The organism is Streptomyces sp. NPDC037301, assembly GCF_055602785.1.
The window spans coordinates 58,278-84,965 of the sequence record NZ_JBVJWD010000003.1; the positions used below are offsets into that span (position 1 = coordinate 58,278).

Annotated in this window: 26 protein-coding genes and 1 pseudogene; 19 read left to right on the forward strand and 8 right to left on the reverse strand. The window is 69.6% G+C overall.

Annotation, left to right across the window (positions count from 1 at the left end):
• Positions 1-54: 54 nt before the first annotated feature.
• The 3 genes from ACZ7IB_RS06245 to ACZ7IB_RS06255 all read left to right on the forward strand — a co-directional run bounded on the left by ACZ7IB_RS06245 (position 55) and on the right by ACZ7IB_RS06255 (position 3,775).
• Entirely contained in the window at positions 55-1,842 is a 1,788-nt protein-coding gene (locus tag ACZ7IB_RS06245) for a serine/threonine-protein kinase (RefSeq protein ID WP_470909645.1), read from the forward strand.
• A gap of 72 nt (positions 1,843-1,914) precedes the next feature.
• Entirely contained in the window at positions 1,915-3,114 is a 1,200-nt protein-coding gene (gene mqnC, locus ACZ7IB_RS06250; protein WP_470909647.1) for a cyclic dehypoxanthinyl futalosine synthase, read from the forward strand.
• Between the two features lie 7 nt (positions 3,115-3,121).
• Positions 3,122-3,775: an imidazolonepropionase-like domain-containing protein gene (locus tag ACZ7IB_RS06255; RefSeq protein ID WP_470909649.1), complete on the forward strand. Its 654-nt coding sequence runs from the start codon at positions 3,122-3,124 to the stop codon at positions 3,773-3,775.
• A gap of 158 nt (positions 3,776-3,933) precedes the next feature.
• Here ACZ7IB_RS06255 and ACZ7IB_RS06260 read toward each other — a convergent pair.
• Positions 3,934-4,032: pseudogene (locus ACZ7IB_RS06260) on the reverse strand (IS5 family transposase); the annotation flags it as partial.
• A gap of 184 nt (positions 4,033-4,216) precedes the next feature.
• Between ACZ7IB_RS06260 and ACZ7IB_RS06265 the strand changes: the two are divergent.
• The 3 genes from ACZ7IB_RS06265 to ACZ7IB_RS06275 all read left to right on the forward strand — a co-directional run bounded on the left by ACZ7IB_RS06265 (position 4,217) and on the right by ACZ7IB_RS06275 (position 5,565).
• Positions 4,217-4,534 carry a hypothetical protein gene (locus ACZ7IB_RS06265; RefSeq protein WP_470909651.1) on the forward strand — a complete coding sequence of 106 codons (318 nt, stop codon included), beginning with the start codon at positions 4,217-4,219 and terminating at the stop codon, positions 4,532-4,534.
• A gap of 75 nt (positions 4,535-4,609) precedes the next feature.
• On the forward strand, positions 4,610-5,224 hold the full coding sequence (locus ACZ7IB_RS06270; protein ID WP_470909653.1) for an RNA polymerase sigma factor: 615 nt from the start codon (positions 4,610-4,612) through the stop codon (positions 5,222-5,224).
• Positions 5,221-5,565 (forward strand): hypothetical protein, encoded by a 345-nt coding sequence (locus ACZ7IB_RS06275; protein ID WP_470909655.1) that lies wholly within the window; start codon positions 5,221-5,223, stop codon positions 5,563-5,565. Before ACZ7IB_RS06270 ends, ACZ7IB_RS06275 begins: the two co-directional genes overlap by 4 nt.
• A 205-nt stretch (positions 5,566-5,770) precedes the next feature.
• On the opposite strand, the gene ACZ7IB_RS06280 is transcribed toward ACZ7IB_RS06275, so the two are convergent.
• Positions 5,771-6,493: a DUF3152 domain-containing protein gene (locus tag ACZ7IB_RS06280; RefSeq protein WP_470909658.1), complete on the reverse strand. Its 723-nt coding sequence runs from the start codon at positions 6,491-6,493 to the stop codon at positions 5,771-5,773.
• A gap of 145 nt (positions 6,494-6,638) precedes the next feature.
• Here ACZ7IB_RS06280 and ACZ7IB_RS06285 point away from each other — a divergent pair, with 145 nt between their 5' ends.
• Entirely contained in the window at positions 6,639-7,331 is a 693-nt protein-coding gene (locus ACZ7IB_RS06285; protein ID WP_383073457.1) for a demethylmenaquinone methyltransferase, read from the forward strand.
• Between the two features lie 95 nt (positions 7,332-7,426).
• On the opposite strand, the gene ACZ7IB_RS06290 is transcribed toward ACZ7IB_RS06285, so the two are convergent.
• Entirely contained in the window at positions 7,427-7,951 is a 525-nt protein-coding gene (locus ACZ7IB_RS06290) for a GNAT family N-acetyltransferase (protein WP_470909660.1), read from the reverse strand.
• Between the two features lie 97 nt (positions 7,952-8,048).
• Here ACZ7IB_RS06290 and ACZ7IB_RS06295 point away from each other — a divergent pair, with 97 nt between their 5' ends.
• Positions 8,049-9,335 (forward strand): geranylgeranyl reductase family protein, encoded by a 1,287-nt coding sequence (locus ACZ7IB_RS06295; protein WP_470909662.1) that lies wholly within the window; start codon positions 8,049-8,051, stop codon positions 9,333-9,335.
• Between the two features lie 39 nt (positions 9,336-9,374).
• On the opposite strand, the gene ACZ7IB_RS06300 is transcribed toward ACZ7IB_RS06295, so the two are convergent.
• From ACZ7IB_RS06300 to ACZ7IB_RS06320, 5 genes are all read right to left on the reverse strand, one after another.
• Entirely contained in the window at positions 9,375-10,592 is a 1,218-nt protein-coding gene (locus tag ACZ7IB_RS06300; RefSeq protein WP_470909664.1) for an MraY family glycosyltransferase, read from the reverse strand.
• Positions 10,593-10,670: 78 nt separating this feature from the next.
• Positions 10,671-11,072: a hypothetical protein gene (locus ACZ7IB_RS06305; protein WP_470909666.1), complete on the reverse strand. Its 402-nt coding sequence runs from the start codon at positions 11,070-11,072 to the stop codon at positions 10,671-10,673.
• A gap of 191 nt (positions 11,073-11,263) precedes the next feature.
• A complete protein-coding gene (locus ACZ7IB_RS06310) occupies positions 11,264-12,625 on the reverse strand; it encodes an acyltransferase family protein (RefSeq protein ID WP_470909668.1) in 1,362 nt (453 codons plus the stop codon).
• Between the two features lie 152 nt (positions 12,626-12,777).
• A complete protein-coding gene (locus ACZ7IB_RS06315) occupies positions 12,778-13,983 on the reverse strand; it encodes an MFS transporter (RefSeq protein WP_470909670.1) in 1,206 nt (401 codons plus the stop codon).
• Positions 13,984-14,241: 258 nt separating this feature from the next.
• Positions 14,242-15,075 (reverse strand): C40 family peptidase, encoded by an 834-nt coding sequence (locus ACZ7IB_RS06320; protein ID WP_470909672.1) that lies wholly within the window; start codon positions 15,073-15,075, stop codon positions 14,242-14,244.
• Between the two features lie 760 nt (positions 15,076-15,835).
• Here ACZ7IB_RS06320 and ACZ7IB_RS06325 point away from each other — a divergent pair.
• The 11 genes from ACZ7IB_RS06325 to nuoK are packed head-to-tail and all read left to right on the forward strand — an operon-like array spanning position 15,836 to position 26,685.
• Positions 15,836-16,195, forward strand: a complete 360-nt coding sequence (locus ACZ7IB_RS06325) for an NADH-quinone oxidoreductase subunit A (RefSeq protein ID WP_003992243.1) — start codon at positions 15,836-15,838, stop codon at positions 16,193-16,195.
• Between the two features lie 18 nt (positions 16,196-16,213).
• On the forward strand, positions 16,214-16,768 hold the full coding sequence (locus tag ACZ7IB_RS06330) for a NuoB/complex I 20 kDa subunit family protein (RefSeq protein WP_030975705.1): 555 nt from the start codon (positions 16,214-16,216) through the stop codon (positions 16,766-16,768).
• Positions 16,765-17,490, forward strand: a complete 726-nt coding sequence (locus ACZ7IB_RS06335; RefSeq protein WP_470909674.1) for an NADH-quinone oxidoreductase subunit C — start codon at positions 16,765-16,767, stop codon at positions 17,488-17,490. The genes ACZ7IB_RS06330 and ACZ7IB_RS06335 overlap by 4 nt, the downstream gene beginning before the upstream one ends.
• A complete protein-coding gene (locus ACZ7IB_RS06340) occupies positions 17,490-18,812 on the forward strand; it encodes an NADH-quinone oxidoreductase subunit D (protein ID WP_114246031.1) in 1,323 nt (440 codons plus the stop codon). The genes ACZ7IB_RS06335 and ACZ7IB_RS06340 overlap by 1 nt, the downstream gene beginning before the upstream one ends.
• Positions 18,813-18,841: 29 nt before the next feature.
• Entirely contained in the window at positions 18,842-19,612 is a 771-nt protein-coding gene (gene nuoE / locus ACZ7IB_RS06345; protein ID WP_470910429.1) for an NADH-quinone oxidoreductase subunit NuoE, read from the forward strand.
• Entirely contained in the window at positions 19,612-20,982 is a 1,371-nt protein-coding gene (gene nuoF, locus ACZ7IB_RS06350) for an NADH-quinone oxidoreductase subunit NuoF (RefSeq protein ID WP_470909677.1), read from the forward strand. The genes nuoE and nuoF overlap by 1 nt, the downstream gene beginning before the upstream one ends.
• Entirely contained in the window at positions 20,979-23,549 is a 2,571-nt protein-coding gene (locus ACZ7IB_RS06355) for an NADH-quinone oxidoreductase subunit G (protein ID WP_470909678.1), read from the forward strand. Before nuoF ends, ACZ7IB_RS06355 begins: the two co-directional genes overlap by 4 nt.
• Positions 23,546-24,946 (forward strand): NADH-quinone oxidoreductase subunit NuoH, encoded by a 1,401-nt coding sequence (nuoH, locus tag ACZ7IB_RS06360; protein ID WP_470909680.1) that lies wholly within the window; start codon positions 23,546-23,548, stop codon positions 24,944-24,946. The genes ACZ7IB_RS06355 and nuoH overlap by 4 nt, the downstream gene beginning before the upstream one ends.
• Entirely contained in the window at positions 24,939-25,565 is a 627-nt protein-coding gene (gene nuoI, locus ACZ7IB_RS06365) for an NADH-quinone oxidoreductase subunit NuoI (RefSeq protein WP_470909682.1), read from the forward strand. The genes nuoH and nuoI overlap by 8 nt, the downstream gene beginning before the upstream one ends.
• Complete coding sequence (locus ACZ7IB_RS06370) at positions 25,562-26,389, forward strand: NADH-quinone oxidoreductase subunit J (protein WP_470909684.1); 828 nt, start codon at positions 25,562-25,564, stop codon at positions 26,387-26,389. The genes nuoI and ACZ7IB_RS06370 overlap by 4 nt, the downstream gene beginning before the upstream one ends.
• Complete coding sequence (nuoK, locus tag ACZ7IB_RS06375) at positions 26,386-26,685, forward strand: NADH-quinone oxidoreductase subunit NuoK (RefSeq protein WP_093543641.1); 300 nt, start codon at positions 26,386-26,388, stop codon at positions 26,683-26,685. The genes ACZ7IB_RS06370 and nuoK overlap by 4 nt, the downstream gene beginning before the upstream one ends.
• Positions 26,686-26,688 lie beyond the last annotated feature (3 nt).

A 26,688-nucleotide genomic window follows, 5' to 3' on the forward strand; every position in this document is an offset into this window, starting at 1 on the left:
CTTCGCCCCCTAGGCTTCGGTCGGAGGTCCGGCCGGTCCACAGGGGGAGTCCATATGCAGCCGCTGGAAGCCGGCGAACCGCTGACCATCGGTGCCTACCGACTGCTCGGCAGGCTCGGTGCGGGCGGCATGGGCCGGGTCTATCTGGGGCGCAGCGCGGGCGGACGTACCGTCGCGGTCAAGGTCGTGCACCCCCACTTCGCTCTCGACGAGCAGTTCCGGGCCCGCTTCCGGCGGGAGGTGGACGCGGCGCGGCGGATCGGTGCGCAGTGGACGGCGCCCGTCCTGGACGCCGACCCGGACGCCCCCATTCCGTGGGTCGCCACCGGCTATGTGGCCGGCCCCCCGCTGTCCACCGCGGTCGCCGAGCACGGGCCGCTGCCCGAGCACGCGGTGCGGACGCTGGGTGCCGGACTCGGGGAGGCGCTGGCCGCGGTGCACGAGCAGGGCCTCATCCACCGCGATGTGAAGCCGTCCAACGTGCTGCTCGCCCTCGACGGCCCCCGGCTGATCGACTTCGGGATCGCCCACGCCATCGGTGCCACCGCCTCGCTCACCTCCACCGGGGTCTCGGTCGGCTCGCCGGGCTACATGGCACCGGAGCAGATCCGGGGCGTGGACATCTCGGGCGCGGCCGATGTCTTCTCGCTCGGCGCGGTGCTCGCGTACGCGGCGACCGGTACCGCCCCCTTCCTCGGCGACTCCTCGGCCGTACTGCTCTACAAGGTGGTGCACGAGGAGCCCGAGCTGGGGGAGCTGGAGGGGGAGCTGCGGGACGTCGTCGCCGGGTGTCTGGAGAAGGACCCGGAGGACCGGCCGACCCCTACGGAGCTGGCCCGGCAGCTGGCGCCGGGCGGGGCGGCGGCGCTGGTGGCGGCGGGCTGGCTGCCGGGTCCTCTGGTGCGCGAGGTCAGCCGGGCGGCGGTCGCACTGCTGGACCTGGAACCGCAGGAGGCGCCGGTGCAGTCGGGGCCGGTGCCGTTCAGCAGTGCGGCGTGGGGCGCGGGCGGCGCAGGTGGTGCGGGCGGTGGGTTCGGTCCGCCGATCGAGCCGTTCCCGTCGCATGAACCGACCCGGCCGCCCCGGCCGAACGGGCCGCCCTCGTGGCCGGCGACCGCCGGTATGGCCGAGTCGGCCGGGACGTCGCGGCCGACCGGGTCGTCCGGGCTGCCCGGGCAACGTACGCCCGACCCCCGTTTCTCCGTCACCGTCAGCGCGGACTCCGCCCCGGCCCGCCCCGATGCGAACCGCGGCCGGAGGCTGAGCTGCACCGTCGCCCTCGCCGTGGCGGGCGCCCTCGCCGCCGTGACCGTGGGCAGTGCGTACATCTTCGATCTGATGCCGGGCGGCGGCGGCCGGGACACCGCCGAACACGGCGGTGTCGGCCACACCCCGCCGGCCGCCACGCCCTCCGGGCGGCCGTCGCAGCCCTCGGACTCGGGTACGGGTGGCCCGGAGCAGATCAGCGAACTCCCGAAGGCGTTCATCGGCACGTGGAAGGGCCCGATCACCGAGAAGACCTCCGGGCAGTCGCACGGCACGCTCACCGCCGTGTTCACCGAGGGGAAGAAAGGCGCGGACGTGGTCCGTATGACCACGGAGGTCAGCGCTCTCGGACTGACCGTCCGCTGCAACAGCGTCGCCAGCCTCTCGTCCGGCACCGACAAGGAACTGACGCTCCGGGAGCGCGCCGATCCGCAGCGCCCCGGCGACCCGACCCTCTGCACCTCCCCCACCACCGACGTCCACTTCACACGCGCCGCCGACGGCACCCTCCGCTTCCGGTCCGAGGAGAGCGGCGCGGGACGTCCGTACGGCACGCTCACCCGGTCCGGCAGCTGACCCCGACAGGGGCTGGCGTAGGCTGAACCGGTCCGTAGATCCGTTGAAAAACCGCCGAAAGGTGACAGCCCGGTGACCGAGAAGGCCGACCTTCAGCCCATCCTCGACCGAGCCGCCGAGGGCGGTCGGATCACTCCGGAGGAGGCCCTCGACCTCTACCGGTCGGCGCCGCTGCACGCACTGGGCTCGGCCGCCGATGCCGTACGCCGACGCCGTTACGCCGGTACGGAGCACATCGCGACGTACATCATCGAGCGCAACATCAACTACACGAACGTGTGCGTCACGGCCTGCAAGTTCTGCGCCTTCTACGCCGCGCCCAAGGACACTGCCAAAGGCTGGTCCCGCGACCTCGACGACATCCTGCGCCGCTGCGCGGAGACCGTCGAACTCGGCGGCACGCAGATCATGTTCCAGGGCGGGCACCACCCGGACTACGGCGTCGAGTACTACGAGGAGCACTTCTCCGCCATCAAGAAGGCGTTCCCGCAGCTCGTCATCCACTCGCTCGGCGCCTCCGAGGTCGAGCACATGGCCCGGATCTCCAAGGTCTCCGTCGAGGAGGCCATCCAGCGCATCCACGCCGCCGGTCTCGACTCCTTCGCGGGAGCGGGCGCCGAGCTGTTGCCGGCCCGGCCGCGCAAGGCGATCGCCCCGCTCAAGGAGTCCGGTGAGCGCTGGCTGGAGATCATGGAGGCCGCGCACCGCCTCGGTGTCGAGTCCACCTCCACCATGCTGATGGGCACCGGCGAGACCAACGCCGAGCGCATCGAACACCTGCGGATGATCCGCGACGTACAGGACCGGACGGGTGGCTTCCGCGCGTTCATCCCGTACACGTACCAGCCGGAGAACAACCACCTGAAGGGCCGGACGCAGGCGACGCTCTTCGAGTACCTGCGGATGATCGCCATCGCCCGGATCTTCCTCGACAACGTCGCGCACATCCAGGGCTCCTGGCTGACCACCGGCAAGGAGGTCGGCCAGCTGTCGCTGCACTACGGCGCCGACGACCTCGGCTCGATCATGCTGGAGGAGAACGTCGTCTCCTCGGCCGGTGCCAAGCACCGCTCCAACCGCCTGGAGATCATCGACCTGATCCGCAAGGCGGGCCGCGTACCGGCGCAGCGCGCCACGACGTACGAGCACCTCGTCGTCCACGACGACCCGGCGAACGACCCGGTCGACGAGCGCGTCGTCTCGCACATCTCGTCCACTGCGATCGAGGGCGGCACGGCCCATCCGGAGCTGAAGCTCCTGAACGCCAACTGAGGCAGTTTTGCTGACCGTTCATGCCGCGCCGCTGGTGCTTCCGGTCGGCGCGGCTGCCGTTGCGCAGGGTGCGGTGGCCGTGGAGGGCGACCGCATCGTCGCCCTCGGACCGTACGACGAGGTCGTGGCCGCCCACCCCGCGGCCCGGGTCCGTACATGGCCGGGCGTCATCACGCCGGGACTGCGGCAGTGGCACGGGCTGTGGCTGCTCACCCGCTGCTACCACCCCGACCCGCGCGAGGCGGACGCGCTCGGCGACCAGCCGCTGTGGGGCGAGGCGTTCGAGCGGCTGGTCGGTGAGATGGACGCGATGCGGCGGGCGGGCAGCGTACGGCGCGGACTGCAGCAGATGCTGCGGTACGGCACGACGCACCTCGCGGGCCGCTTCCACGACCCGGCCGTCCGCACCGCCGTTGCCCGCTCGGGTCTGACGGAGGTCTCGGTCGTCGGCGCCCCCGGCATACTGGTCGGCGAACCGAGCCTGGACCCGTTCGTGGAGGGGTACGACCTGCCCGGTTCCGTGCACGGCCCGCTCACCGTCGGCGGCCGTGCCGACCTCGCCGTCTTCGACGTACCCGATGAGGCGGCGCTGTGCGCGGCGGGGGCGGGGCGGTGCGTGGCCACGGTGCTGGGCGGGCGGCTGGTGTACCGGCGGCGCTAGTGCCCCTCCGGAGCCGGACGGTCCCGGAATTTTCCGGCGCCGGCGCACGACCGGCGCGAGGCGGCGCCGACCGGGCAGCGGTGTCGGTGTACGGGACCTGGCGGCGCTGCGTACTGCGGGCGCCGTGAGTTGTACGGCGACGGTGCTCGGCGGACGGCTGGTCTTCCGCCGCAGCCAGCCGCCTGGTCGGCCTTCTCCGGGATCACATGCCGAAGGCCCCGGCGCCGCAGGTACGCCCGTGTGCGCCGGTTGCTGTACTGCGCGGCAGATCAGGGCCGGCCTGCGGGCACTGGGCACGCTCTCTCTCCCTGAAGAGCAGGCCGTGGTGAAGTTTCTCGGATGTGGTCGCAACCTCGGGTGGTGTCGCACGTCTGGTGGGTTGAAGGTGCCCTTCAGCTGTTGTTCCAGACCGTTTTTCCGTCACTTCCTCGGGAGAGTCCCATGTCTTCGCACGCCAAGTGGAACCACCGTCTCCGCCCCCGGGCCCTGGGTGCCGTCACCGGTGTCGCGCTGCTGCTGGGCGGCGGCTTCGCCGTGCAGGCCGTTGCCGACTCCGGCGTGAAGCCGGCCGCGCCGAAGGTCACCACGACCGGGGACGCAGCCCCGCAGACCGCGTCGAAGCCCGTCGACTCGAAGCCCGCCGGTACTCCGAAGGTCGTCGACGCGGGCAAGCCGGCCGACGCGGGCAAGCCCGGCACCGTGCCCGTCCCGGCCGATGCGCCCCGGGTGATCCAGCCGGGCAGCGGGGTCCAGAAGTAGCAGCAGCGGCAGCACCACGGGGCGGGCCGGCCTTTCCGTAGGCCCGCCCGCCCCTCCCGCGACGGATCGAGGTCCATGCAGTACGCCATTCCCGCAGCGCCGCCCTGGTGGTCCCGTCTGTTCTCCCGCATGCCCCGGACCGAGGATGTGCCGGAACAGAGACATCGTCCGCGGGCACTCGGTACGCCGTACGACGACGAGCCGCCGCCCACGCTGACCGAGCTGTACCAGGCACGGCGACTCGACATGGTGCGGCTCGCGCTCTTCCTGGTGGACGATCTGCACACCGCCGAGGACGTCGTCCAGGACGCCTTCGCCGCCGTCTGCCGCACGCACGGCACCTCGCTGGACGGGCTCCAGGACCCCGGGGCCTACCTGTACACCGCTGTGGTCAACGCTGCCCGCTCCGTGCTGCGCAGACGTCGCACCGCCCGTGCCTACAGCCCACCCCACCAGGGTTACGGGCCGCCCGTCGACGAGGGGCTGCTGCTCGCCGAGGAACACCGTCAAGTGCTCGACGCAATAGGGCAACTGACGCAGCGCCAGCGCGAGGTGTTGGTGCTGCGCTACTGGTCGGAGCTGACCGAGGCACAGATCGCGCAGACGCTCGGGCTGTCCCGCGGCACGGTGAAGTCCACCGCGAGCCGCGCGTTGGATGCCATGGAGAAGGAGCTGGGGGCGGGCCGATGAGGCCGAATGCCGAAGACCGCCGACTTGCGACCGAGGACCGGCTGCGCGCCGCGCTGGCCGCCCGCGCCGCGCTCGTCACGCACCGCGACCTGTGCCGCTACGCACCCCCGCAGGGGCGCAGTTGGGGAGTGCGCCGGGCGCGCAGGGTTGCCTTCGCCGCGCTCGGTGTGGCTGCTGCCGTGGTGGCCGTGTGCCTGCTGGTGCTGCTGCCCGGCAGCCCCCTGGACCCGGCTCCGGCGCCGCCCGCCCACACCCCGGGCATCAATGAACCAGTGCCGGCCATACCTCCGCGCCCGGTCGGCCCGTCCGGTGCGGACCCCCATGCGAACAGCCGGCCATAGAGCATGTCCCGATCGCGGCCGGGACGGCATACTCGCCCGCTCGTCGGAGCCTTGGACGCTGCACCCCGGAGCAGCTCCCACGGACCGCCCGCGACCTGCTGCTTTACGCTCCATGTGGCGAGGGCGACGAACCTGAATATCGCTCTTCGTCTGCCGGGACATGGGCACCCGCTGCGACAAGCGCGGCCATGTACGGACGGGCCCGTCACGGTACCGACGGGCCGCCCAGGTAATGCCCGTTGGTGTCGTACGGCCAAGGGTTGGAGACGCACCCCTTCAGTCCGTAGATCTGCTGCATCATCGCGGGGGCGGGGCGGCCCTTGCCCGGGCAGGTCTCGTGGCCGTGGCCCAGCCAGTGCCCGACCTCGTGGTTGATGATGAGGGCCCGGTAGTCGGCGAGCGGGCCGTGGAATTCGGGTGATCCCTGCTGCCAGCGCTTGAGGTTGACCATGACGTCGGTGCCGACCCGGCAGTTGACCTCGCCGTGGGTGTCCAGGCCGCTCCGCCCGCAGATGGCGTCGGTGGTCCCGGGGGTGGCGATACGGATGACCAGTCCCGCCGGACCGCCGGTCACCTGGCGGAAGGTGTGCTCGCCGTGGTGCGACCAGCCCCGTGGCGCGGCCAGGATGCGGGCGATCTCGGCGGCGGCACGGTCGGGGTCGACGCCCGAACCGTCCTCCACCTCGACCCGGTAGGCGTTGCCCTTGCCGGTGTCCGAGGCGCCCGCACGGGCGACGGTGAACGTGCCGATGTCCGACGAGGACCCGGACGCGGACGGTACGGCCGTCTTCCCCTCGGCGTCGGTGCTCCACCGGGGCCCCACCACAGCGGCGGCGCAGATCAGCGCCGCCGGGACGACAGCAGCGACGAACAGCCGTTTCCGGCCGCGTTCCGGCCGTAGCCGCCGGCGTGCCCCCTGTACGGACATCTGGGCTCCCCCCTGGTTCCCGGTGGCTCTATTGTTCTGTGTTCCCTTCCCTACTGACTGCCGATGGACCCAATTGGTTCAGTCCATCCGGGGCCGACTCGCGACCGGCGCGAAGCACCGCAGACCGGGCTGCTTGAATGGGTGCGTGACCCGAGCTTCCCTGGACAAGCAGCCGCACGAAGTCGCCACGATGTTCGACGACGTGGCGGCGAACTACGACCTCACCAACGATGTGCTGTCGCTCGGCCAGGCCCGGCTGTGGCGCAAGGAGGTCGCGAAGGCGGTGCACGCCCGGCCCGCGGAGAAGGTCCTCGACCTGGCAGCGGGCACGGCGACGTCCTCGCTGCCGTTCGCCGCGACGGGCGCGTACGTCGTGCCGTGCGACTTCTCCCTCGGCATGCTGCAGGAGGGCAAGAAGCGCAACTCGTGGCTGCCCTTCACCGCGGGTGACGCCACCAGGCTGCCGTTCCGCGACGAGACCTTCGACGCGGTGACGATCTCCTTCGGGCTGCGCAACGTCCAGGACACGGATGCGGCGCTGCGCGAGCTGTACCGGGTGACGAAGCCGGGCGGCCGGGTGGTGATCTGCGAGTTCTCGCAGCCGACCTGGACGCCGTTCCGCACGGTGTACACCGAGTACCTGATGCGGGCGCTGCCGCCGGTCGCGCGCGCGGTGTCGTCCAACCCCGACGCGTACGTCTATCTCGCCGAGTCCATCCGAGCCTGGCCCGACCAGGCCGGGCTCGCGGCCAAGCTCCAGCGGGCCGGCTGGTCGAAGGTCGCCTGGCGCAACCTCACCGGCGGTGTGGTTGCTCTGCACCGGGGCGTACGCCCCTGAAGCAACGCTCCGGTGACTCCCGTTGACGGGAACCGGGCGGTTTCGGCATCGCCCCGTCCGTCCGGTCCCTCAACGACATCGACCGGCCGCCGCCGTCACGGAGTCAGCCCCAGCCGGAAGCAGAACACTTCCTGGCCCTGCCGCGGAGTCGTGAAGCTCTCCGCCCGCTCCATCCCCAGCCGCCGGGCCACGGCGATCGACCGCTCGTTGCGCGCGTCGATCGTCGCCACCACCCGCTCCACCCCGGCGGCGCGCAGCCGTTCCAGGGTGAGGCGCGCGGCGGCGGTGGCGTAACCCCGGCCCCAGGCCGAGCGGGCCAGCCGCCAGCCGATCTCGATCTCGCCCACCGGGCCGTACTCGGTCTGCGGCCAGGGCTGGGCGCCGGTGAAACCGGCCACGTCGCCGTCCTCGCCGAGCACCGTCCACAGGCAGTAGCCCAGCTCGGCGTCGAGCCGGCGCTGGCGAGCGGTCCACTCCTCGTACATCGAAATCTCCTCCGACGTCCCGCCGAAGAACTTCATCACCTCGGGGTCGTCGAACGCGCGGTGCCAGGACAGCGCGTCCTCGTCGGTGGGGACGCGCAACTGTACGGAGGGAGCGGCGGAAGGCGCGGTCGACATCGGGGAGCCCTTCGGAAGGTCGATCAGCAGGCCCCCATAGACTGCACGGGACAGGTGCCGCGCGGCACGCGATTTCGAGTCTTCGGGAGATCCGACCGTGACCGAGCAGCCCCTCTCCGAACACAGCGCGGATGTGATCGTCGTCGGGGCAGGCCCGGCCGGCTCCACGACCGCGTACTACCTCGCCAAGGCCGGACTGGACGTTCTGCTCCTGGAGAAGACGGCCTTCCCCCGCGAGAAGGTCTGCGGCGACGGACTCACCCCGCGCGCCACCAAGCAGCTCGTCTCCATGGGCATCGACATCTCCGAAGAGGCCGGCTGGCTGCGCAACAAGGGCCTGCGCATCATCGGCGGCGGCGTCCGCCTCCAGCTGGACTGGCCGGATCTCGCCTCGTACCCGGACTACGGACTGGTCCGAAAGCGCGACGACTTCGACGAGCAACTGGCCCGCCAGGCGCAGAAGGCGGGCGCGCGGCTTCACGAGCGCTGCAATGTCGGCGCCCCGATCGTCGACGACCGCACCGGCCGCATCACCGGCGTCAACGCGAAGCTCGGCGAGGAGAAGACCCCGGTCACCTTCCACGCCCCGCTCGTCGTCGCCGCCGACGGCAACTCCACCCGGCTGTCGCTCGCCATGGGCCTGCACCGCCGCGAGGACCGCCCGATGGGCGTGGCCGTGCGTACGTACTTCACCTCGCCCCGCCACGACGACGACTACCTGGAGTCCTGGCTGGAGCTGTGGGACCGCCGAGGCCCCCAGGACCGGCTCCTGCCCGGCTACGGCTGGATCTTCGGCATGGGCGACGGCACGTCCAACGTCGGCCTCGGCATCCTCAACTCCTCCTCCGCCTTCAAGGAGCTGGACTGGCGCGAGGTCCTCAAGGCGTGGTGCGCGTCCATGCCGGAGGACTGGGGCTACACCCCTCAGAACATGACGACGCCGATCCGCGGCGCCGCCCTCCCGATGGCCTTCAACCGCCAGCCGCACTACACCAAGGGCCTGCTGCTCGTCGGTGACGCGGGCGGCATGGTCAACCCGTTCAACGGCGAAGGCATCGCGTACGCCATGGAGTCGGGCCAGATCGCCGCGGACGTCATCGTCCAGGCCCACGCCCGCGCAACCCCGGCCCAGCGCGAACTGGCGCTGAACAGCTACCCGAAGGTGCTCAAGGAGACCTACGGGGGCTACTACACGATGGGCCGCGCCTTCGTGAAGCTGATCGGCAACCCCAAGGTCATGAAGATCGCCACCCAGCGCGGCCTGACGCACCCCCTGCTGATGAAGTTCACCCTGAAGATGCTCGCCAACCTCACCGACCCCACGGGCGGCGACGCGATGGACCGCATTATCAACGGCCTCTCGAAGGTGGCCCCGAAGGCCTGAGCCACCCCGTCGCGACCCCCGGCGAGCGGAGCACCGCGGTCACCTGGACGGGACCCGGCGTTCCTCGCCGGCCTCGGTCCGCTTTCCGCCGGTGGCGACCACGCGGCCCCCGGGCCTGCGCGGCAGCAGGCGGCGGGTGAGGCCGGATTCGTAGCGGGGCTGGAGCAGCAGGAACAGGCCCACCGCGCAGACGAACGTGACCCCGAAGAGCATCCAGGACTTGGCGCCCCGCGCCGAGTAGGCCACGATCCCGAACGAGAACAGTGCCGACCAGAAGTACATGAGCAGCACGGCCCGGCGGTGCGAGTGGCCGAGCTGGAGCAGGCGGTGGTGGAGGTGGCCCTTGTCGGCGGCGAAGGGGGACATTCCGTTCCACGTACGCCTGATGACGGCGAGCACGAGGTCCGCGACGGGCAGTGCGATGACGGACAGCGGCAGCATCAGCGGAATGTAGACCGGCACCATCGCGGTCGACCCGGACCTGCCGTCCACCGACTGGTTGAGGAGGCTCGGGTCGACCTCGCCCGTCACCGAGACCGCGCACCCGGCGATGAGCAGGCCGAGCAGCATCGAGCCCGAGTCGCCCATGAAGATCCGGGCCGGATGCGAGTTGTGGACCAGGAACCCGAGGCACATGCCCGCCAGGATCGCGGAGATCAGCGTGGTGGACGCGGCGGCCTCGATCCCGTAGCCGTACCAGAGCCGGTACGCGTACAGGAAGAACGCCGTCGCCGCGATGCCCACCGTGCCCGCGGCCAGCCCGTCGAGCCCGTCGACGAAGTTGACCGCGTTGATGGAGACGACGATCAGCCCCACGGTCAGCAGCGTGCCCTGCCAGTCGGAGAGGTAGATCCCGTCGGTGCCAGGCACCGGGATCCAGAGGATCGTCAGTCCCTGGAAGACCATCACCCCGGCGGCGAGCACCTGGCCGCCGAGCTTGACCAGCGAGTCGACGCCCCATTTGTCGTCCAGGACGCCCAGGAGCCAGATGAGCGCGGCGCCGGACAGCAGTGCCCGCGGCGTCGAGCTCTGGGTGAAGATGTCTTCCAGATGCGGCAGGTGGGAAGCAACCAGCAGCCCGGCCACCAGCCCGCCGAACATGGCCACGCCGCCCAGGCGCGGGGTGGGTTCGCGATGGACGTCGCGTGCCCGGATCTCGGGCATCGCGCCGACGGAGATCGCGAACTTCCGTACGGGGCCGGTCAGGAGATGGGTCACGGCCGCCGTGATGAACAGCATGAGCAAGTAGTCCCGCACGGGCGGCCTCACATTCCGGCCCAGCGGGCCGATACCTGAGCCCGATCGATGCCCTCGCTGCGCCCCGGCGAGCCTAACTCATACGGATTTCTGTGCGACGGGGAGCGGGGCGGGACGGTGGTGGGTGTGGGCGTCGAGTGATACGTACGTCAGCGGGCGGACGTGCCATTCGATGTGCCGGCCACCCCGCAGCATGAGCGTGAACCCGCAGGGTTCGCCGCGGTGGAGCGCCCCCAGGGCCTGCACCCAGCCGCCCTGGTCCGACCAGTAGTGGGCGCGGATCAGTTCGCGCGGTGTGAGGCCGTAGAGATGGTTCGCCCGGAGCTGGACGCGGATGGCGCGGACGGCCTCCTGGGGCGTGGCCAGGATGCGCAGGCCGATCGGCTCGGGGACGAAGCCGGTGGCAGGGCCGTAGCGGAGGGCCTCGAACCGGTAGCCGCGTTCGACGACCGGCTGTAAGGGGGTGAGGGACGTACGCATCGTCGACCGTCCGAATCCGCACCCGACCGCCGCTGCCTGGCGGCCGGGGACTCGTTCTCGTGGACGGGATCGCCGCCCGGTGGGGGACCACCGTGCACGGGGCGCGGCCGCCGCACTCGAAGACGGTGCGGTTCACCCTCGCCGCCCCCGGACGCTGAGGCGCCCCGCCCCACACGCAGGGTGCGAGGCCCTCATCCGCCGCCCTGCCGGGAGAGAACCCGGGCACCTTCATGGCGCACAGCCGGCTGAACGGGCACGGCGCGAGAGCCTTGCGCGACAACGGCCTTCGGGGCGTTTTTCTCCTGTACGACGAGCAGCCCTGCCAGCACCAGCAGTACCCAGAGCACCGGGCCGAGCGGGTTTCCGGGGGAAATGAACCCCTGCGCGGCAAGTCCGAGGAGGCCGCCGGCGGAAAGCATGGTCGCGAGAACGACCTTGCCGACGCTTATGTCCGATGCCGCACCGGAACGGCGACGGAATTCGAACCGGCCGAAAATTCTGGTGAAGCACAGCAGGAAGATTCCCGAAACGCCGACCCACAGCGGTGCCACCGCGAACCACATCGGGCTGCCGGGCGTCGGTGTCGCGAAGCCGAGTCCGACAATTGCGATTCCCGCCGTCATCACGAGCGCGGGCATGTGCCAGAGGTACAGGGTCATGAAGCGGGTTCCGCACCATTGCAGGAAGGCGGTGGCCAGTGGACGTTCGGCGAACCGCGTCATGGCCGGCTTGAGCGTCAGCCAGAGCCCGAGCTGGCCGATCGTCAGCGACATCATCACCGCGGTGGGAGGGCTCATGTTGGAGACCGGGGCCCCGGGCATTCCGATCATGGATGCCGGGTAGGGCCCGAAGAACACAGCGGCTGCGGTGAGTCCGAAGCCGACGGCGGCCAGACCCGCCGATGTCCACCTGCTCCGCATGCGCAGGCCGCCATCGGCGTAGTGGAAGCCGAACTGGTGGGCTGCCGGCCAGACGAAGAGGGCGTTCAGGAAACCGATCGCGGGGCTGACCTCGAAGCGCAGCACATCGACGACCAGGGCACACACGGCGAGTACGCCGATCACGCGCCATCCGTATCGGCGGTACCACCTGAACATCACCGGCGTGAGCGCGACCACGAGCACGTAGACGGCGAGGAACCAGAGCAGCTGCCCGGCTATCCTCCCCGCCAACAGCACCGGTTGCTGAGGCACCCCCGCGCCGATCAACGCGTGCGGCAGCAGCAGCCACACGGCTGCCAGGGGTATGACCGGCACCAGGAGACGCGCAATTCTGCTCCGGAGCCAGGTGCGCACCGATTTCGCCGTTCGGAACGAGAAGAAATTCGCGGCTCCGCCGGCGAAGAACACCATGGGCATGACCTGCGTCAGCCATGTGACAATCCACCAGCCGGGACTTGCGAGAGCATTCCCGGTGCTCAAATGCCCATTCTCATAGGCCAGTACGGGCATGAGCCAGTGCTGGGAAATCACGGCCAGCACGCATAGTGCTCTGATGACGTCTATGAAAGGATCGCGACCGCGACCGGGCGAATGAGTGTGCGTTTGCTGCATGCAATCATCGTGCAGTCAGCAGACGATACGGACAGTGAAGCGGCCCCCCGAATTCATTGGGGTGCCAGCACTGCGCGCCATGGTGGGGTTCTCCCCACCGGGCCCCGTCCACCCGAGCGGGCCATGCCGCCCGGCGCACGGCGAAGGGGCGTTCACGGCGTAGGGTCGTCGCTCCCGAGCCGGGGAGCCACGACCACCACGAGGGCCGCTGTCGCGCCGCCGAGCAGCATGACCGCCGAGACGGACATGTGGTCGAGGACGGCCCCGCCTGCCAGGGCGCCGAGGGCGAAGGTCGCCTGGAAGGACGCGGTGAACAGGACGGACGCCGCTTCGGGCGCATCGGGCGCGGCCTTGGCGAACCACGCCTGCGAGCAGACCGGTACCGCACCGTAGGCGACCCCCCAGACGACCAGCAGAGCGACGGCTCCGGCCTCCCACCTGCCCAGGACCGGGAGCAGCGTGGTCGCGGCGGCGATCATTCCCGCGGCGAGGCAGATCGCGGTGCGCGGACGGCGCGACACAAGTGAGCCGCCGACGAAGTTGCCGACGATGCCGGCGGTGCCGTAGACGAGCAGGAACACCGTGATCAGCGCCGGGTCGGCGCGGGTGACCTGTTCCAGAAAGGGGGTTACGTAGGTATACGTGGAGAAGTGGGACAGGACGATGAGGAAGGTGAGGAGCAGTGCGAACCGGGTGCCGGTCCGGCCGAGCACGGTACGGAGCACGCTCACGCGGGTGACCTGCGTCGGGGGCAGGGCCGGAATCACCAGGAGCATCAGGGCCAGTACGCCCACGGTCAGCACCCCCATGACCACGAATGCCGTCCGCCAGCCGGCCAGGCCGCCGATGAACGTACCGGCGGGGACACCGAGCACGGAGCCCAGCGGGACCGCCGAGAAGATCACCGCTGTTGCCCGGCCGGCCGATGCCGGGGGGACCAGCCGCCCGGCCAGTCCGGCCCCGATGGACCAGAAGCCGCCGATGGTGATCCCAACCATCACCCGGGAGACCAGGACGAGGCGGTAGTCCGTCGCGGCGGCGGTGAGGAAGTCGGCCAGGGCCAGCAGGAGCATGAAGGCGCAGAGCATCACACGCCGGTCGACGCGGGCCGTCGCCACGGTGACCAAGGGGGCCGAGACCGCTGCGAGGAGTCCGGGCATGGTCATCATCAGGCCCGCCGTGCCGTCCGAGACGGCGAAGTCGGACCCGATCGACGTCAGCAGACCGATGGGCAGGATCTCGGTGGTGACGATCGAGAAGATGCCCAGCGTCACGGAGACGACGGCGAGCCGGCCGCGCAAGGGGGTGCGGGGCCGGGTGGCGGTTCGTTCGGTGGGGGTGGTGGCCGCGGAGGTCATGGCAGTGCCGTCCTGTGCTCGGTGACGCGAGGGCTGTTCGCCCCAGTTCACAAGCGCCGGCAGACGGTGTCCGGCAGGTTCGCGACGTCAACGATGCCGGCCCGGGGTGATGTCGCGTTTCCGCTGGAAGAGGCAACGGAAACGGCGAAGGGCCGTCACTCCCGAGCGGGGGAGTGACAGCCCTTCGCCGCGCGCCGAGAAGGCGCTTGTGAATCCGAGAACTCGCCGGACCCGGTGGACTTGGCGGATTCCGCGGTATCAGAGAACGCGGACCGCGCCCGACGGCGGGTCGTAGGAGAGCGGACGCTGCACCACACCGGTGCCGGAGTTCTGCGCGCCGACGAACTGGCCGCCGCCCACGTAGATCCCGACGTGGTACGCGCTGCCCGCGCCGCCCCAGTACAGGATGTCGCCCGGCTGGAGGTTGCTCAGGGAGACCTGGGTGCCCGCGGTGGACTGAGCCTGCGAGACGCGCGGCAGGTCGACGTTGATCGAACGGAACGCGGCCTGGACGAGACCGGAGCAGTCCCACGAGTTGGGGCCGGTACCGCCGGGCACGTACGCGTCGCCGACCTGGGCCTTCGCGAAGGCGATGACGGCCGCGGCGGAGCCGGTCGCGCTCGACGAGGAGGAAGAGGAGGACGTGGACACGGCCGTGCCGGCGTTGGAGCCGGAGGACGCGCTGAGGGCCGTACGGGCGGCGGTGCGGGAAGCGCGCTCGGCGGCCTCCGCCTTGGCCTTGGCGGCCGCCTCCGCCTTCTTCTTGGCCTCCGCCTTGCGGACTGCCTCGGCCTTGGCCTTCTTGGCGGTCTTGGCCGCGGTGGCGGCTGCGGCGTCCTCCTGGGCCTGCGTCTGCAGGTCCTGGGCGACCTGCTGCGTGGCCTGAGCGGACGCGGCGACGGCGGTGGAGAGCCCGGCGGTGATGGTGGGCATCTCGATGGTCTGGGTCACCGGCTCGGCCTGGGCCGGACCGGCAGCGCCTGCGACCGCGATGGTGCTGAGGACGCCACCGGCAACTCCGGCCCGCAGCGCCGTCTTCGGCGCGTTTCGGCGGGGCTTCCGGTGGCTGGGTATGTGAGCGGTGTGGGACATGAGTACTAGCGCTATCAGGGCCCCGGGGCTCCCATCAAGAAACGTGTGTTGCGACACAGTTACGTCCGGAATCTGTGAATCCGCTTTCTGGCGACCCTTATTGACGCCGTAACGGGCAAACCGGGCATGCTTGATTACCGCTGTGATCACGGACTTTCGGTAATACGTCCGAATTGCCCATCACTTACCATCCGTTCACACCGATGGCCAAGCCCGCTTTTGTTGAAGCCTGGATGGAGTGACGCAGGTCACAGCATGGCTGCGGTGTGGGGATGGGGGCGCGCCCGGCATCTGGAGCGGCATCGGATCTCGGGGGGCCGTCCATTCATCCGGAAGATCGTGAATGTGTGCACGCGTCCACTTCGGTCCCCGGGGGCCCCTCGCGCGGGTGAGTCCAGAGTGGGGCAGACCCCCATATCACTCTCGGGCCGTCCATTGCCAATTTGCCTGAGCGGGTATCTGATTGTTAGTGCAACACCTTCCTGACCAGCACAGACAACATCAGATGTCACGTCTCGTGATCGCTCGGCCGCTTTGCGTACGAAGATCACCGCTCAGGCGGCTTCGTGACCCTTCGCCGGGTGGTGGAGATCACAAACTCGTTGTCGCACCCCGTGTCGCAGATCACAGGACGGCGGGCATAGGATGCGGGGCAGTCGGGCTTGTGAACTGCCTCACATGTGCACGATCTTGGTGGGGTGGCGAGCCGAATCGCCCGATGCGGTCCAACGGTCAAGGACGACTGGAAGGAGCGAGGAGCGTGAATGCCTACGCGCCCATCCTCGTGCTCGGCGCCCTCGGGGCAGGGTTTGCGATCTTCTCCGTGGTCATGGCCACGCTTATCGGCCCAAAGCGGTACAACCGAGCAAAGCTCGAAGCGTACGAGTGCGGTATCGAACCCACCCCCACTCCAGCCGGAGGCGGCCGCTTCCCCATCAAGTACTACCTGACGGCGATGCTCTTCATCGTCTTCGACATCGAGATCGTCTTCCTCTATCCCTGGGCGGTCACCTTCGACGCCCTGGGGATCTTCGGGCTCGTGGAGATGCTGCTCTTCGTGCTCACCGTCTTCGTCGCTTATGCGTATGTATGGCGTCGCGGCGGCCTGGAATGGGACTGAGGGGCTGAGGGGCACACCATGGGACTCGAAGAGAAGCTGCCCAGCGGCTTCGTGCTGACCACTGTCGAGCAGGCCGCCGGCTGGGTACGGAAGTCCTCCGTCTTCCCCGCCACCTTCGGCCTCGCCTGCTGCGCCATCGAGATGATGACGACCGGAGCCGGGCGTTACGACCTGGCCCGTTTCGGGATGGAGGTCTTCCGCGGATCGCCGCGACAGGCGGATCTGATGATCGTGGCAGGGCGGGTCAGCCAGAAGATGGCGCCCGTCCTGCGGCAGGTCTACGACCAGATGCCGAACCCCAAGTGGGTCATCTCCATGGGGGTTTGTGCATCATCGGGCGGGATGTTCAACAATTACGCCATTGTTCAGGGTGTTGATCATATTGTCCCGGTTGATATCTATTTGCCGGGCTGCCCGCCGCGGCCCGAGATGCTGATGGACGCGATCCTCAAGCTCCACCAGAAGATCCAGAGCTCCAAGCTCGGGGTCAACGCGGAGGAGGCCGCCCGCGAGGCGGAGGACGCGGCGCTCAAGGCACTGCCCCTGATCGAGATGAAGGGGCTCCTGCGGTGAGTGAGAACCAGAACCACGACGAGCAGAACAACAACGGTGTACCCGCACCGCGCGACGAGACCGGCGAGGTCATCGGCGTACGCAAGGGCATGTTCGGCGCCAACAACGGCGGCGACACCTCCGGCTACGGCGGCCTCGTCCGCACGGTGGCGCTGCCGGGCGCCACGTCCCGCCCGTACGGCGGCTGGTTCGACGAGCTGGCCGACGAGCTCGAAGGGGCCCTGGAGGAACAGGACCTGCTTCCCGGGAACGCCATCGAGAAGACCGTCGTCGACCGCGGCGAGCTCACCTTCCACATCGTCCGGGAGCACCTCGTCCGGGTCGCCCGGACCCTGCGCGACGACCCGGCGCTGCGCTTCGAGCTCTGTACGGGGGTGAGCGGCGTCCACTTCCTCGGCGACAAGGGCCGGGAACTGCACGCCGTCTACCACCTGCGCTCGATCACGCACGGCCGGCTGATCCGCCTGGAGGTGTCGGCCCCGGACAACGATCCGCACATTCCGTCCCTCGTCGAGGTCTACCCGACCAACGACTGGCACGAGCGTGAGGCATACGACTTCTTCGGGCTCATCTTCGACGGGCACCCCGCCCTCACCCGGATCATGATGCCGGACGACTGGCAGGGCTTCCCGCAGCGCAAGGACTACCCGCTCGGTGGCATCGCCGTCGAGTACAAGGGCGCCCAGATCCCGGCTCCGGACCAGCGGAGGTCGTACTCCTGATGTCTACTCCCCACGCAACACCTCGGGCGACGACCGAGGGGACTGTATATACAGTCACCGGCGGCGACTGGGACGAGGTCGTCGAGTCGGCGGTCAAGTCCGACGACGAGCGCATCATCGTGAACATGGGCCCCCAGCACCCGTCCACGCACGGGGTGCTGCGGCTGATCCTGGAGATCGACGGCGAGACCGTCACCGAGGCCCGCTGCGGCATCGGCTACCTCCACACCGGCATCGAGAAGAACCTCGAATTCCGGAACTGGACCCAGGGCACCACCTTCGTGACGCGCATGGATTACCTGACGCCGTTCTTCAACGAGGCGGCGTACTGCCTGGGCGTCGAGAAGCTCCTCGGTATCGAGGACCAGATCCCCGACCGGGCCAGCATCCTGCGCGTGCTCCTGATGGAGCTCAACCGGATCTCCTCGCACCTGGTGTGCATCGCCACCGGCGGCATGGAGCTCGGCGCCACCACGATCATGATCTACGGCTTCCGTGATCGTGAACTCGTTCTCGACCTCTTCGAGCTGATCACCGGCCTGCGGATGAACCACGCGTTCATCCGGCCCGGCGGACTCGCCCAGGACCTGCCGCCCGGCGCGATCGACCAGCTCCGCGAGTTCGTGAAGACCATGAAGAAGAACCTGCCGGAGTACGACAAGCTCGCCACCGGCAACCCGATCTTCAAGGCCCGTATGCAGGACGTCGGCTATCTCGACCTGACCGGCTGCATGGCACTCGGCGCCACCGGACCGATCCTGCGCTCCGCCGGACTCCCGCACGACCTGCGCAAGACGGACCCCTACTGCGGATACGAGAACTACGAGTTCGACGTCCCCACCGCCGACAGCTGCGACGCCTACGGCCGCTTCCTCATCCGGCTCGAGGAGATGCGCCAGTCGCTGCGGATCGTCGAGCAGTGCATCGACCGGCTCGCCCCCGGACCGGTGATGGTCGCCGACAAGAAGATCGCCTGGCCGGCGCAGCTCGCGCTCGGTCCGGACGGGCTCGGCAACTCGCTCGACCACATCAAGAAGATCATGGGCACCTCCATGGAGGCCCTGATCCACCACTTCAAGCTGGTGACCGAGGGCTTCCGCGTCCCGGCCGGACAGACGTACACCGCCGTCGAGTCGCCCAAGGGCGAGCTCGGCGTCCATGTCGTCTCGGACGGCGGCACCCGCCCCTACCGGGTCCACTTCCGCGACCCGTCCTTCACCAATCTGCAGGCCATGGCGGCGATGTGCGAGGGCGGCCAGGTCGCCGACGTCATCGTCGCCGTCGCGTCCATCGACCCCGTGATGGGAGGCGTCGACCGGTGACCGAAACACGTCAGGAAGTCAGTCTGGGGATGCCGCAGCTCCCCGCCCCCGCCTACCCGGCCGAGGTGCGCGCCAGGCTCGAAGCGGACGCGAAGGAGGTGATCGCCCGCTACCCCGGCAGCCGCTCCGCGCTGCTTCCGCTGCTGCACCTGGTGCAGTCCGAGGAGGGCTACGTCTCCCGTACGGGCATGGCGTTCTGCGCCGAGCTGCTCGGCCTCACCACCGCCGAGGTCACCGCGGTCGCCACCTTCTACACGATGTACCGGCGCAAGCCGAGCGGTGACTACCAGGTCGGTGTCTGCACCAACACGCTGTGCGCGGTGATGGGCGGCGACGCCATCTTCGACCGGCTCAAGGAGCACCTCGGCGTCGGCAACGACGGGCCCGATATGACAACCGAGGACGGCAAGGTCACCCTCGAACACATCGAGTGCAACGCGGCCTGCGACTTCGCTCCCGTGGTGATGGTCAACTGGGAGTTCTTCGACAACCAGACGCCCGAGAGCGCGACGCGCCTGGTCGACGACCTGATTGCCGGGCGCACCGTCGAACCCACCCGTGGCGCGCCCCTTTGCTCGTACAAGGAGACGTCCCGGATTCTCGCCGGCTTCCCCGACGAACGCCCCGGCGCCGTCGAGGCGTCCGGGGGCGCGGGCCCCGCCTCGCTGATCGGTCTCCGGCTCGCCAGGGGCGAGGACCCGCACCCGAGGGTCGTCGCCCCGCGGGGCGAGTCCGGGCACGCCGATGCCCCGCAGGACCCGGAGCACCCGTCCGGCCCGACAGGCGAGGAGGGAGAGTGATGACGTTGGCAACCGAAATCAACGACAACGGCAGTGGGGGCAGCCCCGAGAAGCTGCTCACCCCCGTCCTCTCCGCCTTCTGGGACCAGCCGGAATCCTGGACCCTGGAGACCTACCGGCGTCACGACGGGTACGAGGGTCTGCGCAAGGCCCTCGCCATGTCGCCGGACGACCTCATCGCGTACGTCAAGGATTCCGGTCTGCGCGGCCGCGGCGGCGCGGGCTTCCCCACCGGCATGAAGTGGCAGTTCATCCCGCAGGGCGACGGCAAACCGCACTATCTGGTGGTCAACGCCGACGAGTCGGAGCCCGGGACCTGCAAGGACATCCCGCTCCTCTTCGCCAACCCGCACAGCCTCATCGAGGGGATCGTGATCGCCTGCTACGCGATCCGTTCCTCGCATGCGTTCATCTATCTGCGTGGTGAAGTCGTCCCCGTACTACGGCGGTTGCACGAGGCCGTGCGCGAGGCGTACGAGGCGGGCTTCCTCGGGACGAACATCCTGGGCTCGGGGCTCGACCTGGAACTCACCGTGCACGCGGGCGCGGGCGCGTACATCTGCGGTGAGGAGACCGCACTGCTCGACTCGCTCGAAGGGCGACGCGGCCAGCCCCGGCTGCGACCTCCCTTCCCCGCGGTCGCCGGTCTGTACGCCTGCCCCACTGTGGTGAACAACGTCGAGTCCATCGCCTCGGTTCCCGCGATCCTGAACCGGGGCAAGGACTGGTTCAAGTCGATGGGCAGCGAGAAGTCCCCGGGCTTCACGCTGTATTCGCTCAGTGGGCATGTCGCGAGCCCCGGCCAGTACGAGGCCCCGCTCGGCATCACGCTGCGGCAGCTGCTCGACATGAGCGGCGGCATGCGCACCGGCCACCGGCTGAAGTTCTGGACCCCGGGCGGCTCCTCGACCCCGATGTTCACCGACGAGCACCTCGATGTGCCGCTCGACTACGAGGGTGTCGGCGCCGCCGGTTCCATGCTCGGCACCAAGGCGCTCCAGTGCTTCGACGAGACGACCTGCGTGGTGCGGGCCGTCACCCGCTGGACCGAGTTCTACGCCCATGAGTCCTGCGGAAAGTGCACACCGTGCCGCGAGGGCACCTACTGGCTCGTCCAGTTGCTCCGCGACATCGAGGCCGGCAAGGGAGAGATGGCCGACCTCGACAAGCTGAACGACATCGCCGACAACATCAACGGCAAGTCCTTCTGCGCCCTCGGCGACGGCGCCGCCTCGCCGATCTTCTCCTCGCTGAAGTACTTCCGCGAGGAGTACGAGCAGCACATCACGGGCAGGGGCTGCCCCTTCGATCCCGCCAGGTCGACCGCCTGGGCCGACGACAAGAACGCTCACCAGGGGGTGAACGCATGACAGTCACCACGAGTGCGCCCTCCGGGGGCGGCGAGGCGGCCCTTCCGCCCGAGGACCTCGTCACGCTGACGATCGACGGCATCGAGATCAGCGTGCCCAAGGGCACCCTGGTCATCCGGGCCGCCGAACTCCTCGGCATCGAGATCCCGCGCTTCTGCGACCACCCGCTCCTCGACCCGGTCGGCGCCTGCCGCCAGTGCATCGTCGAGGTCGAGGGCCAGCGCAAGCCGATGGCGTCCTGCACCATCACCTGCACCGACGGCATGGTGGTGAGGTCGCAGCTCACCTCGCCCGTCGCCGAGAAGGCGCAGAAGGGTGTGATGGAGCTGCTGCTCATCAACCACCCGCTGGACTGCCCGGTCTGCGACAAGGGCGGTGAGTGCCCGCTGCAGAACCAGGCGATGTCGCACGGCGGCGCCGACTCCCGCTTCGACGGCAAGAAGCGCACGTTCGAGAAGCCCGTCCCGATCTCCACCCAGGTGCTGCTGGACCGTGAGCGGTGTGTGCTCTGCGCGCGCTGCACCCGGTTCTCCAACCAGGTGGCGGGCGACCCGATGATCGAGCTCCTGGAGCGCGGTGCGCTCCAGCAGGTCGGCACGGGCGAGGGCGACCCCTTCGAGTCGTACTTCTCCGGGAACACCATCCAGATCTGCCCGGTCGGAGCGCTGACCTCGGCGGCGTACCGGTTCCGCTCCCGGCCCTTCGACCTGGTGTCGTCGCCGTCGGTGTGCGAGCACTGCGCGGGCGGCTGCGCGACCCGTACCGACCACCGGCGCGGCAAGGTCATGCGGCGGCTCGCCGCCAACGACCCCGAGGTCAACGAGGAGTGGGTCTGCGACAAGGGCCGCTTCGGCTTCCGTTACGCGCAACAGCCAGGCCGGCTCACCACTCCGCTGGTACGCAACGCGGACGGTGTCCTGGAACCGGCGAGCTGGCCCGAGGCGCTGGACGCCGCGGCCGCCGGACTCGCCGCCGCACGCGGCAGGACGGGTGTCCTCACGGGTGGCCGGCTGACCGTCGAGGACGCGTACGCGTACAGCAAGTTCGCCCGGATCGCGCTGGACACGAACGACGTCGACTTCCGGGCCCGGGTGCACAGCAGCGAGGAGGCCGACTTCCTGGCCGCCCGCGTGGCCGGGCGAGGCCGGGACCTAGGGGGTACCTCCCTGTTCGAGCGAAGCCGAGAACTTGGGGGAGGCACGGGTGTCACGTACACCTCGCTGGAGAAGGCCCCGACGGTGCTGCTGGTCGGGTTCGAGTCGGAGGAGGAGGCGCCCGGCGTCTTCCTGCGGCTGCGCAAGGCGAACCGTAAGCACGGACAGCGCACGTTCGCCGTCGCCTCGCACGCGACGCGCGGCCTCACGAAGGCGGGCGGCACGCTGCTTCCCGCCGCCCCCGGCACCGAGACCGAGTGGCTGGACGCGATCGCGGGCGGCGTCGGACTCGACGGCGACGGAGCCGCGGTGGCCGAGGCGCTGCGCGGCGGGGGCGCCGTGATCGTGGTCGGTGAGCGGCTGGCGGCCGTGCCGGGCGGGCTTACCGCCGCGGTACGGACAGCTACCGCGACCGGGGCCACGCTGGTGTGGATTCCGCGCCGGGCCGGCGAGCGCGGTGCGGTGGAGGCGGGCGCGCTTCCGTCGCTGCTGCCCGGCGGCCGTCCGGCGACCGACCCGAGGGCCAGGGACGAGGTGGCGGCCGTCTGGGGCGTCGCCGAGCTCCCGTCCCGCTTCGGCCGTGACACCGGCCAGATCGTGGAGGCCGCGGCCACCGGCGAACTGGGCGCGCTGGTCGTCGCCGGGGTCGAGACCGTGGACCTGCCGGACCCGGCACGGGCCCTGGAGGCTCTGGACCAGGTCGGCTTCCTGGTCTCCCTGGAACTGCGGCCCAGCGAGGTGACCGAGCGGGCCGATGTGGTCTTCCCGGTCGCCGCGGTGGCCGAGAAGTCCGGCACCTTCCTCAACTGGGAGGGCAGGGCGCGGATGTTCGAGGCGGCGCTGAAGCCCGAGCAGATGACGCGGACGCTCGCGCCGACCGATGCGCGGGTGCTGCACATGCTGGCCGACGCGCTGGCCCGCGCCTCAGGCGCTGATGGAGTCAGTCACTTCGCGCTGCCGGATCTGAAGTCCGTACGCCGTGAGCTGGACCGGCTCGGCGGCTGGACCGGTACGCACGCCACCGACCCGAACGAGCCGGCGCGGCCGCTGCCCAGGCCCGGCGACGGCGAGGCGGTCCTCGCGGGCCACCGGATGCTGCTCGACCTGGGCCGGCTCCAGGAGGGCGACGACGCACTGGCCGGCACCCGGCACGCCTCGGTCGCCCGGCTCTCCGCCGTCACCGCGGCCGAGACGGGCGTGAAGGACGGCGATCTGCTGGCCGTCACCGGCCCGGCGGGCAGCGTCGAACTCCCGTTGAAGGTCACCGACATGCCGGACCGGGTGGTCTGGGTGCCGCTGAACTCCGTCGGGCGGGGCGTCCCGGCCGACACCGGCGCCCGGCCGGGCGGTCTGGTCCGGATCGGCCCCGCCGCACCGGGTACTCCCGACGTCACACCGGAGGTGGGGGCGTGACTGCCTTCGCTCAACTGGCCGCGGCACCGCACAGTGCCGTACTCGCCGCCGAGGATCTGTCGATGTTCGGCACCGACCCGTGGTGGCTCGTCGTCATCAAGGCGGTGTTCTGCTTCGCGTTCCTGATGGTGACCGTGCTCTTCTCCATCGTGTGGGAGCGCAAGGTCGTCGCCTGGATGCAGCTGCGCATCGGCCCCAACCGGCACGGCCCCTGGGGCATGCTCCAGTCGCTCGCCGACGGCATCAAGCTGATGCTGAAGGAAGACGTCGTCGTCAAGCGCGCCGACAAGGTCGTGTACGTGCTCGCGCCGATCGTCGCCGCCATCCCCGCGTTCATGGCGATCGCGGTGATCCCGTTCGGCCCGTCCAACGAGGTCTCGATCTTCGGGCACCGTACGGCGATGCAGCTCACCGACCTGCCGATCGCGATGCTCTACATCCTCGCGGTCGCCTCGGTCGGGATCTACGGCATCGTGCTGGCGGGCTGGTCGTCCGGATCGACGTACCCGCTCCTCGGCGGTCTGCGCTCGTGCGCGCAGATGATCAGCTACGAGATCGCGATGGGCGCCGCGTTCGCCTCGGTCTTCCTCTACTCCGGGTCGATGTCGACCTCGAAGATCGTGGAGGCGCAGCAGGACCGCTGGTTCATCATCCTGCTGCCGGTCTCCTTCATCATCTACATCGTCACGATGGTCGGTGAGACCAACCGGGCCCCGTTCGACATGCCGGAGTCCGAGGGCGACCTGGTCGGCGGCTTCAACACCGAGTACTCATCGATCAAGTTCGCAATGTTCATGCTCGCCGAGTACGTCAACATGGTCACCGTCTCCGCGGTCTCCACGACTCTGTTCCTGGGCGGCTGGCGGGCCCCGTGGCCGATCAGCACCTTCTGGGAGGGCGCGAACCACGGCTGGTGGCCGATGCTCTGGTTCGTCCTCAAGGTCCAGTTGCTGCTGTTCTTCTTCATCTGGCTGCGCGGCACGCTGCCCCGGGTCCGTTACGACCAGCTGATGAAGCTCGGCTGGAAGGTCCTGATCCCGGTCTCCCTGCTCTGGCTGATGCTGGTCGCGACGGTGCGGGCGCTGCGCAACGAGGGGTACGACTTCTCGAAGATCGTGCTGTACGTGGCCGGGGCCGTGATCGCGATCCTGCTGATCTCCTTCGTCGCCGACATCTTCCGCGACAAGAAGGGCCGGGCCGCGGAGGCGGAGGCCGGACCGGAGCCGTCGTTCGACCCGATGGCGGGCGGATTCCCGGTGCCGCCGCTGCCCGGACAGACCCTGCCGCCGGTGCCGCGCCGCAGGCCGCGGGGCGAGCGGAAGCTCGTTGTCAGTGGCGGGTCGGATACTCAGAGTGACGGAAATTCGAGTGACGGAAAGGAGGCTGACGGTGTCTGAGTCATCAGAGCCCTCGGGCGAGAAGTTCCAGAACCCTGTCGCCGGCTTCGGCGTGACCTTCAAGGCCATGTTCAAGAAGCGGCTGACCGAGCAGTATCCGGAAACGCAGAAGGTGACGGCGCCGCGCTTCCACGGCCGGCATCAGCTCAACCGCCACCCGGACGGTCTGGAGAAGTGCATCGGCTGTGAGCTGTGCGCCTGGGCCTGTCCGGCGGACGCGATCTACGTGGAGGGCGCGGACAACACCGACGAGGAGCGCTACTCCCCGGGCGAGCGCTACGGCCGCGTCTACCAGATCAACTACGCGCGCTGCATTCTCTGCGGACTGTGCATCGAGGCGTGCCCGACCCGGGCGCTGACGATGACCAATGAGTTCGAGCTCGCCAACACCACCCGCGAGAGCCTCATCTACACCAAGGACGAGCTGCTCGCGGGCCTGGAGGAGGGCATGGTCGACACTCCGCACGCGATCTTCCCCGGGATGGACGAGCAGGACTACTACCGGGGGCTGGTCACCGAGGCCGCGCCGGGTACGGAGCGCCAGGCCGCGGTCTCCAAGGGCGAGCCCAAGCAGGACAACGGGCACGGATGCGGCTCGACGCAGGAGGTGGACGCATGACCGGCCTGGCCGCAGCGGCCTCCCAGACCTCGACCGGTGAGGCCTTCCAGTTCTGGGTGCTCGGCACTGTCGCCGTGATCGGCGCGCTGTCCACCGTACTGATGAAAAAGGCCGTGCACAGTGCTCTGAGCCTCGCCGGGACCATGATCGTCCTGGCGGTGTTCTACCTCGCCAACGGTGCCTACTTCCTGGGTGTCGTCCAGATCGTCGTCTACACCGGCGCGATCATGATGCTGTTCCTCTTCGTGGTCATGCTCGTAGGTGTCACGGCGGCCGACTCGCTGAAAGAGACCCTCAAGGGCCAGCGCTGGCTGGCCGCGGGCTGCGGGATCGGCTTCGGCATCCTGCTGATCGCGGGCATCGGCAACGCCTCGCTGAACAGCTTCAACGGGCTCGGCACCGCCAACGCCGAGCACGGCGGAAACGTCGAGGGGCTGGCCAGCCTCATCTTCACCAAGTACGTCTTCGCCTTCGAGATCACCGGCGCCCTGCTGATCACGGCGACGGTCGGCGCGATGGTGCTCACCCACCGGGAGCGCACCGAACGGGCCAAGACCCAGCGGGAGATGTCCGAGGAGCGCGTACGCGGCAAGCAGCTGCCGCCGCTGCCCGCCCCCGGTGTCTACGCCCGGCACAACGCCGTGGACATCCCGGGTCTGCTCCCGGACGGCACACCGTCCGAGCTCACCGTCATGCAGACGCTGCGCAATCGCGGGCAGATCCGCGATGTGTCGAACGAGTCGCTGGACCAGCTCAAGGCGCTGGAGCAGCGCTCCGAGGAGCGGCTCGGCCGTGACAACGAAGATGAGGGGGTCGCCAAGTGAATCCGGTCAACTACCTCTATCTCGCCGCCCTGTTGTTCACCATCGGTGCGGCCGGGGTGCTGATCAGGCGGAACGCGATCGTGGTGTTCATGTGCGTGGAGCTGATGCTCAACGCCTGCAACCTCGCGTTCGTGACCTTCTCCCGGATGCACGGCAATCTCGACGGGCAGATCATCGCCTTCTTCACGATGGTCGTCGCCGCCGCCGAGGTCGTGGTCGGGCTCGCGATCATCGTGTCGGTGTTCCGTTCCCGCCACTCGGCCTCGGTCGACGACGCCAGCCTGATGAAGCTGTAAGGG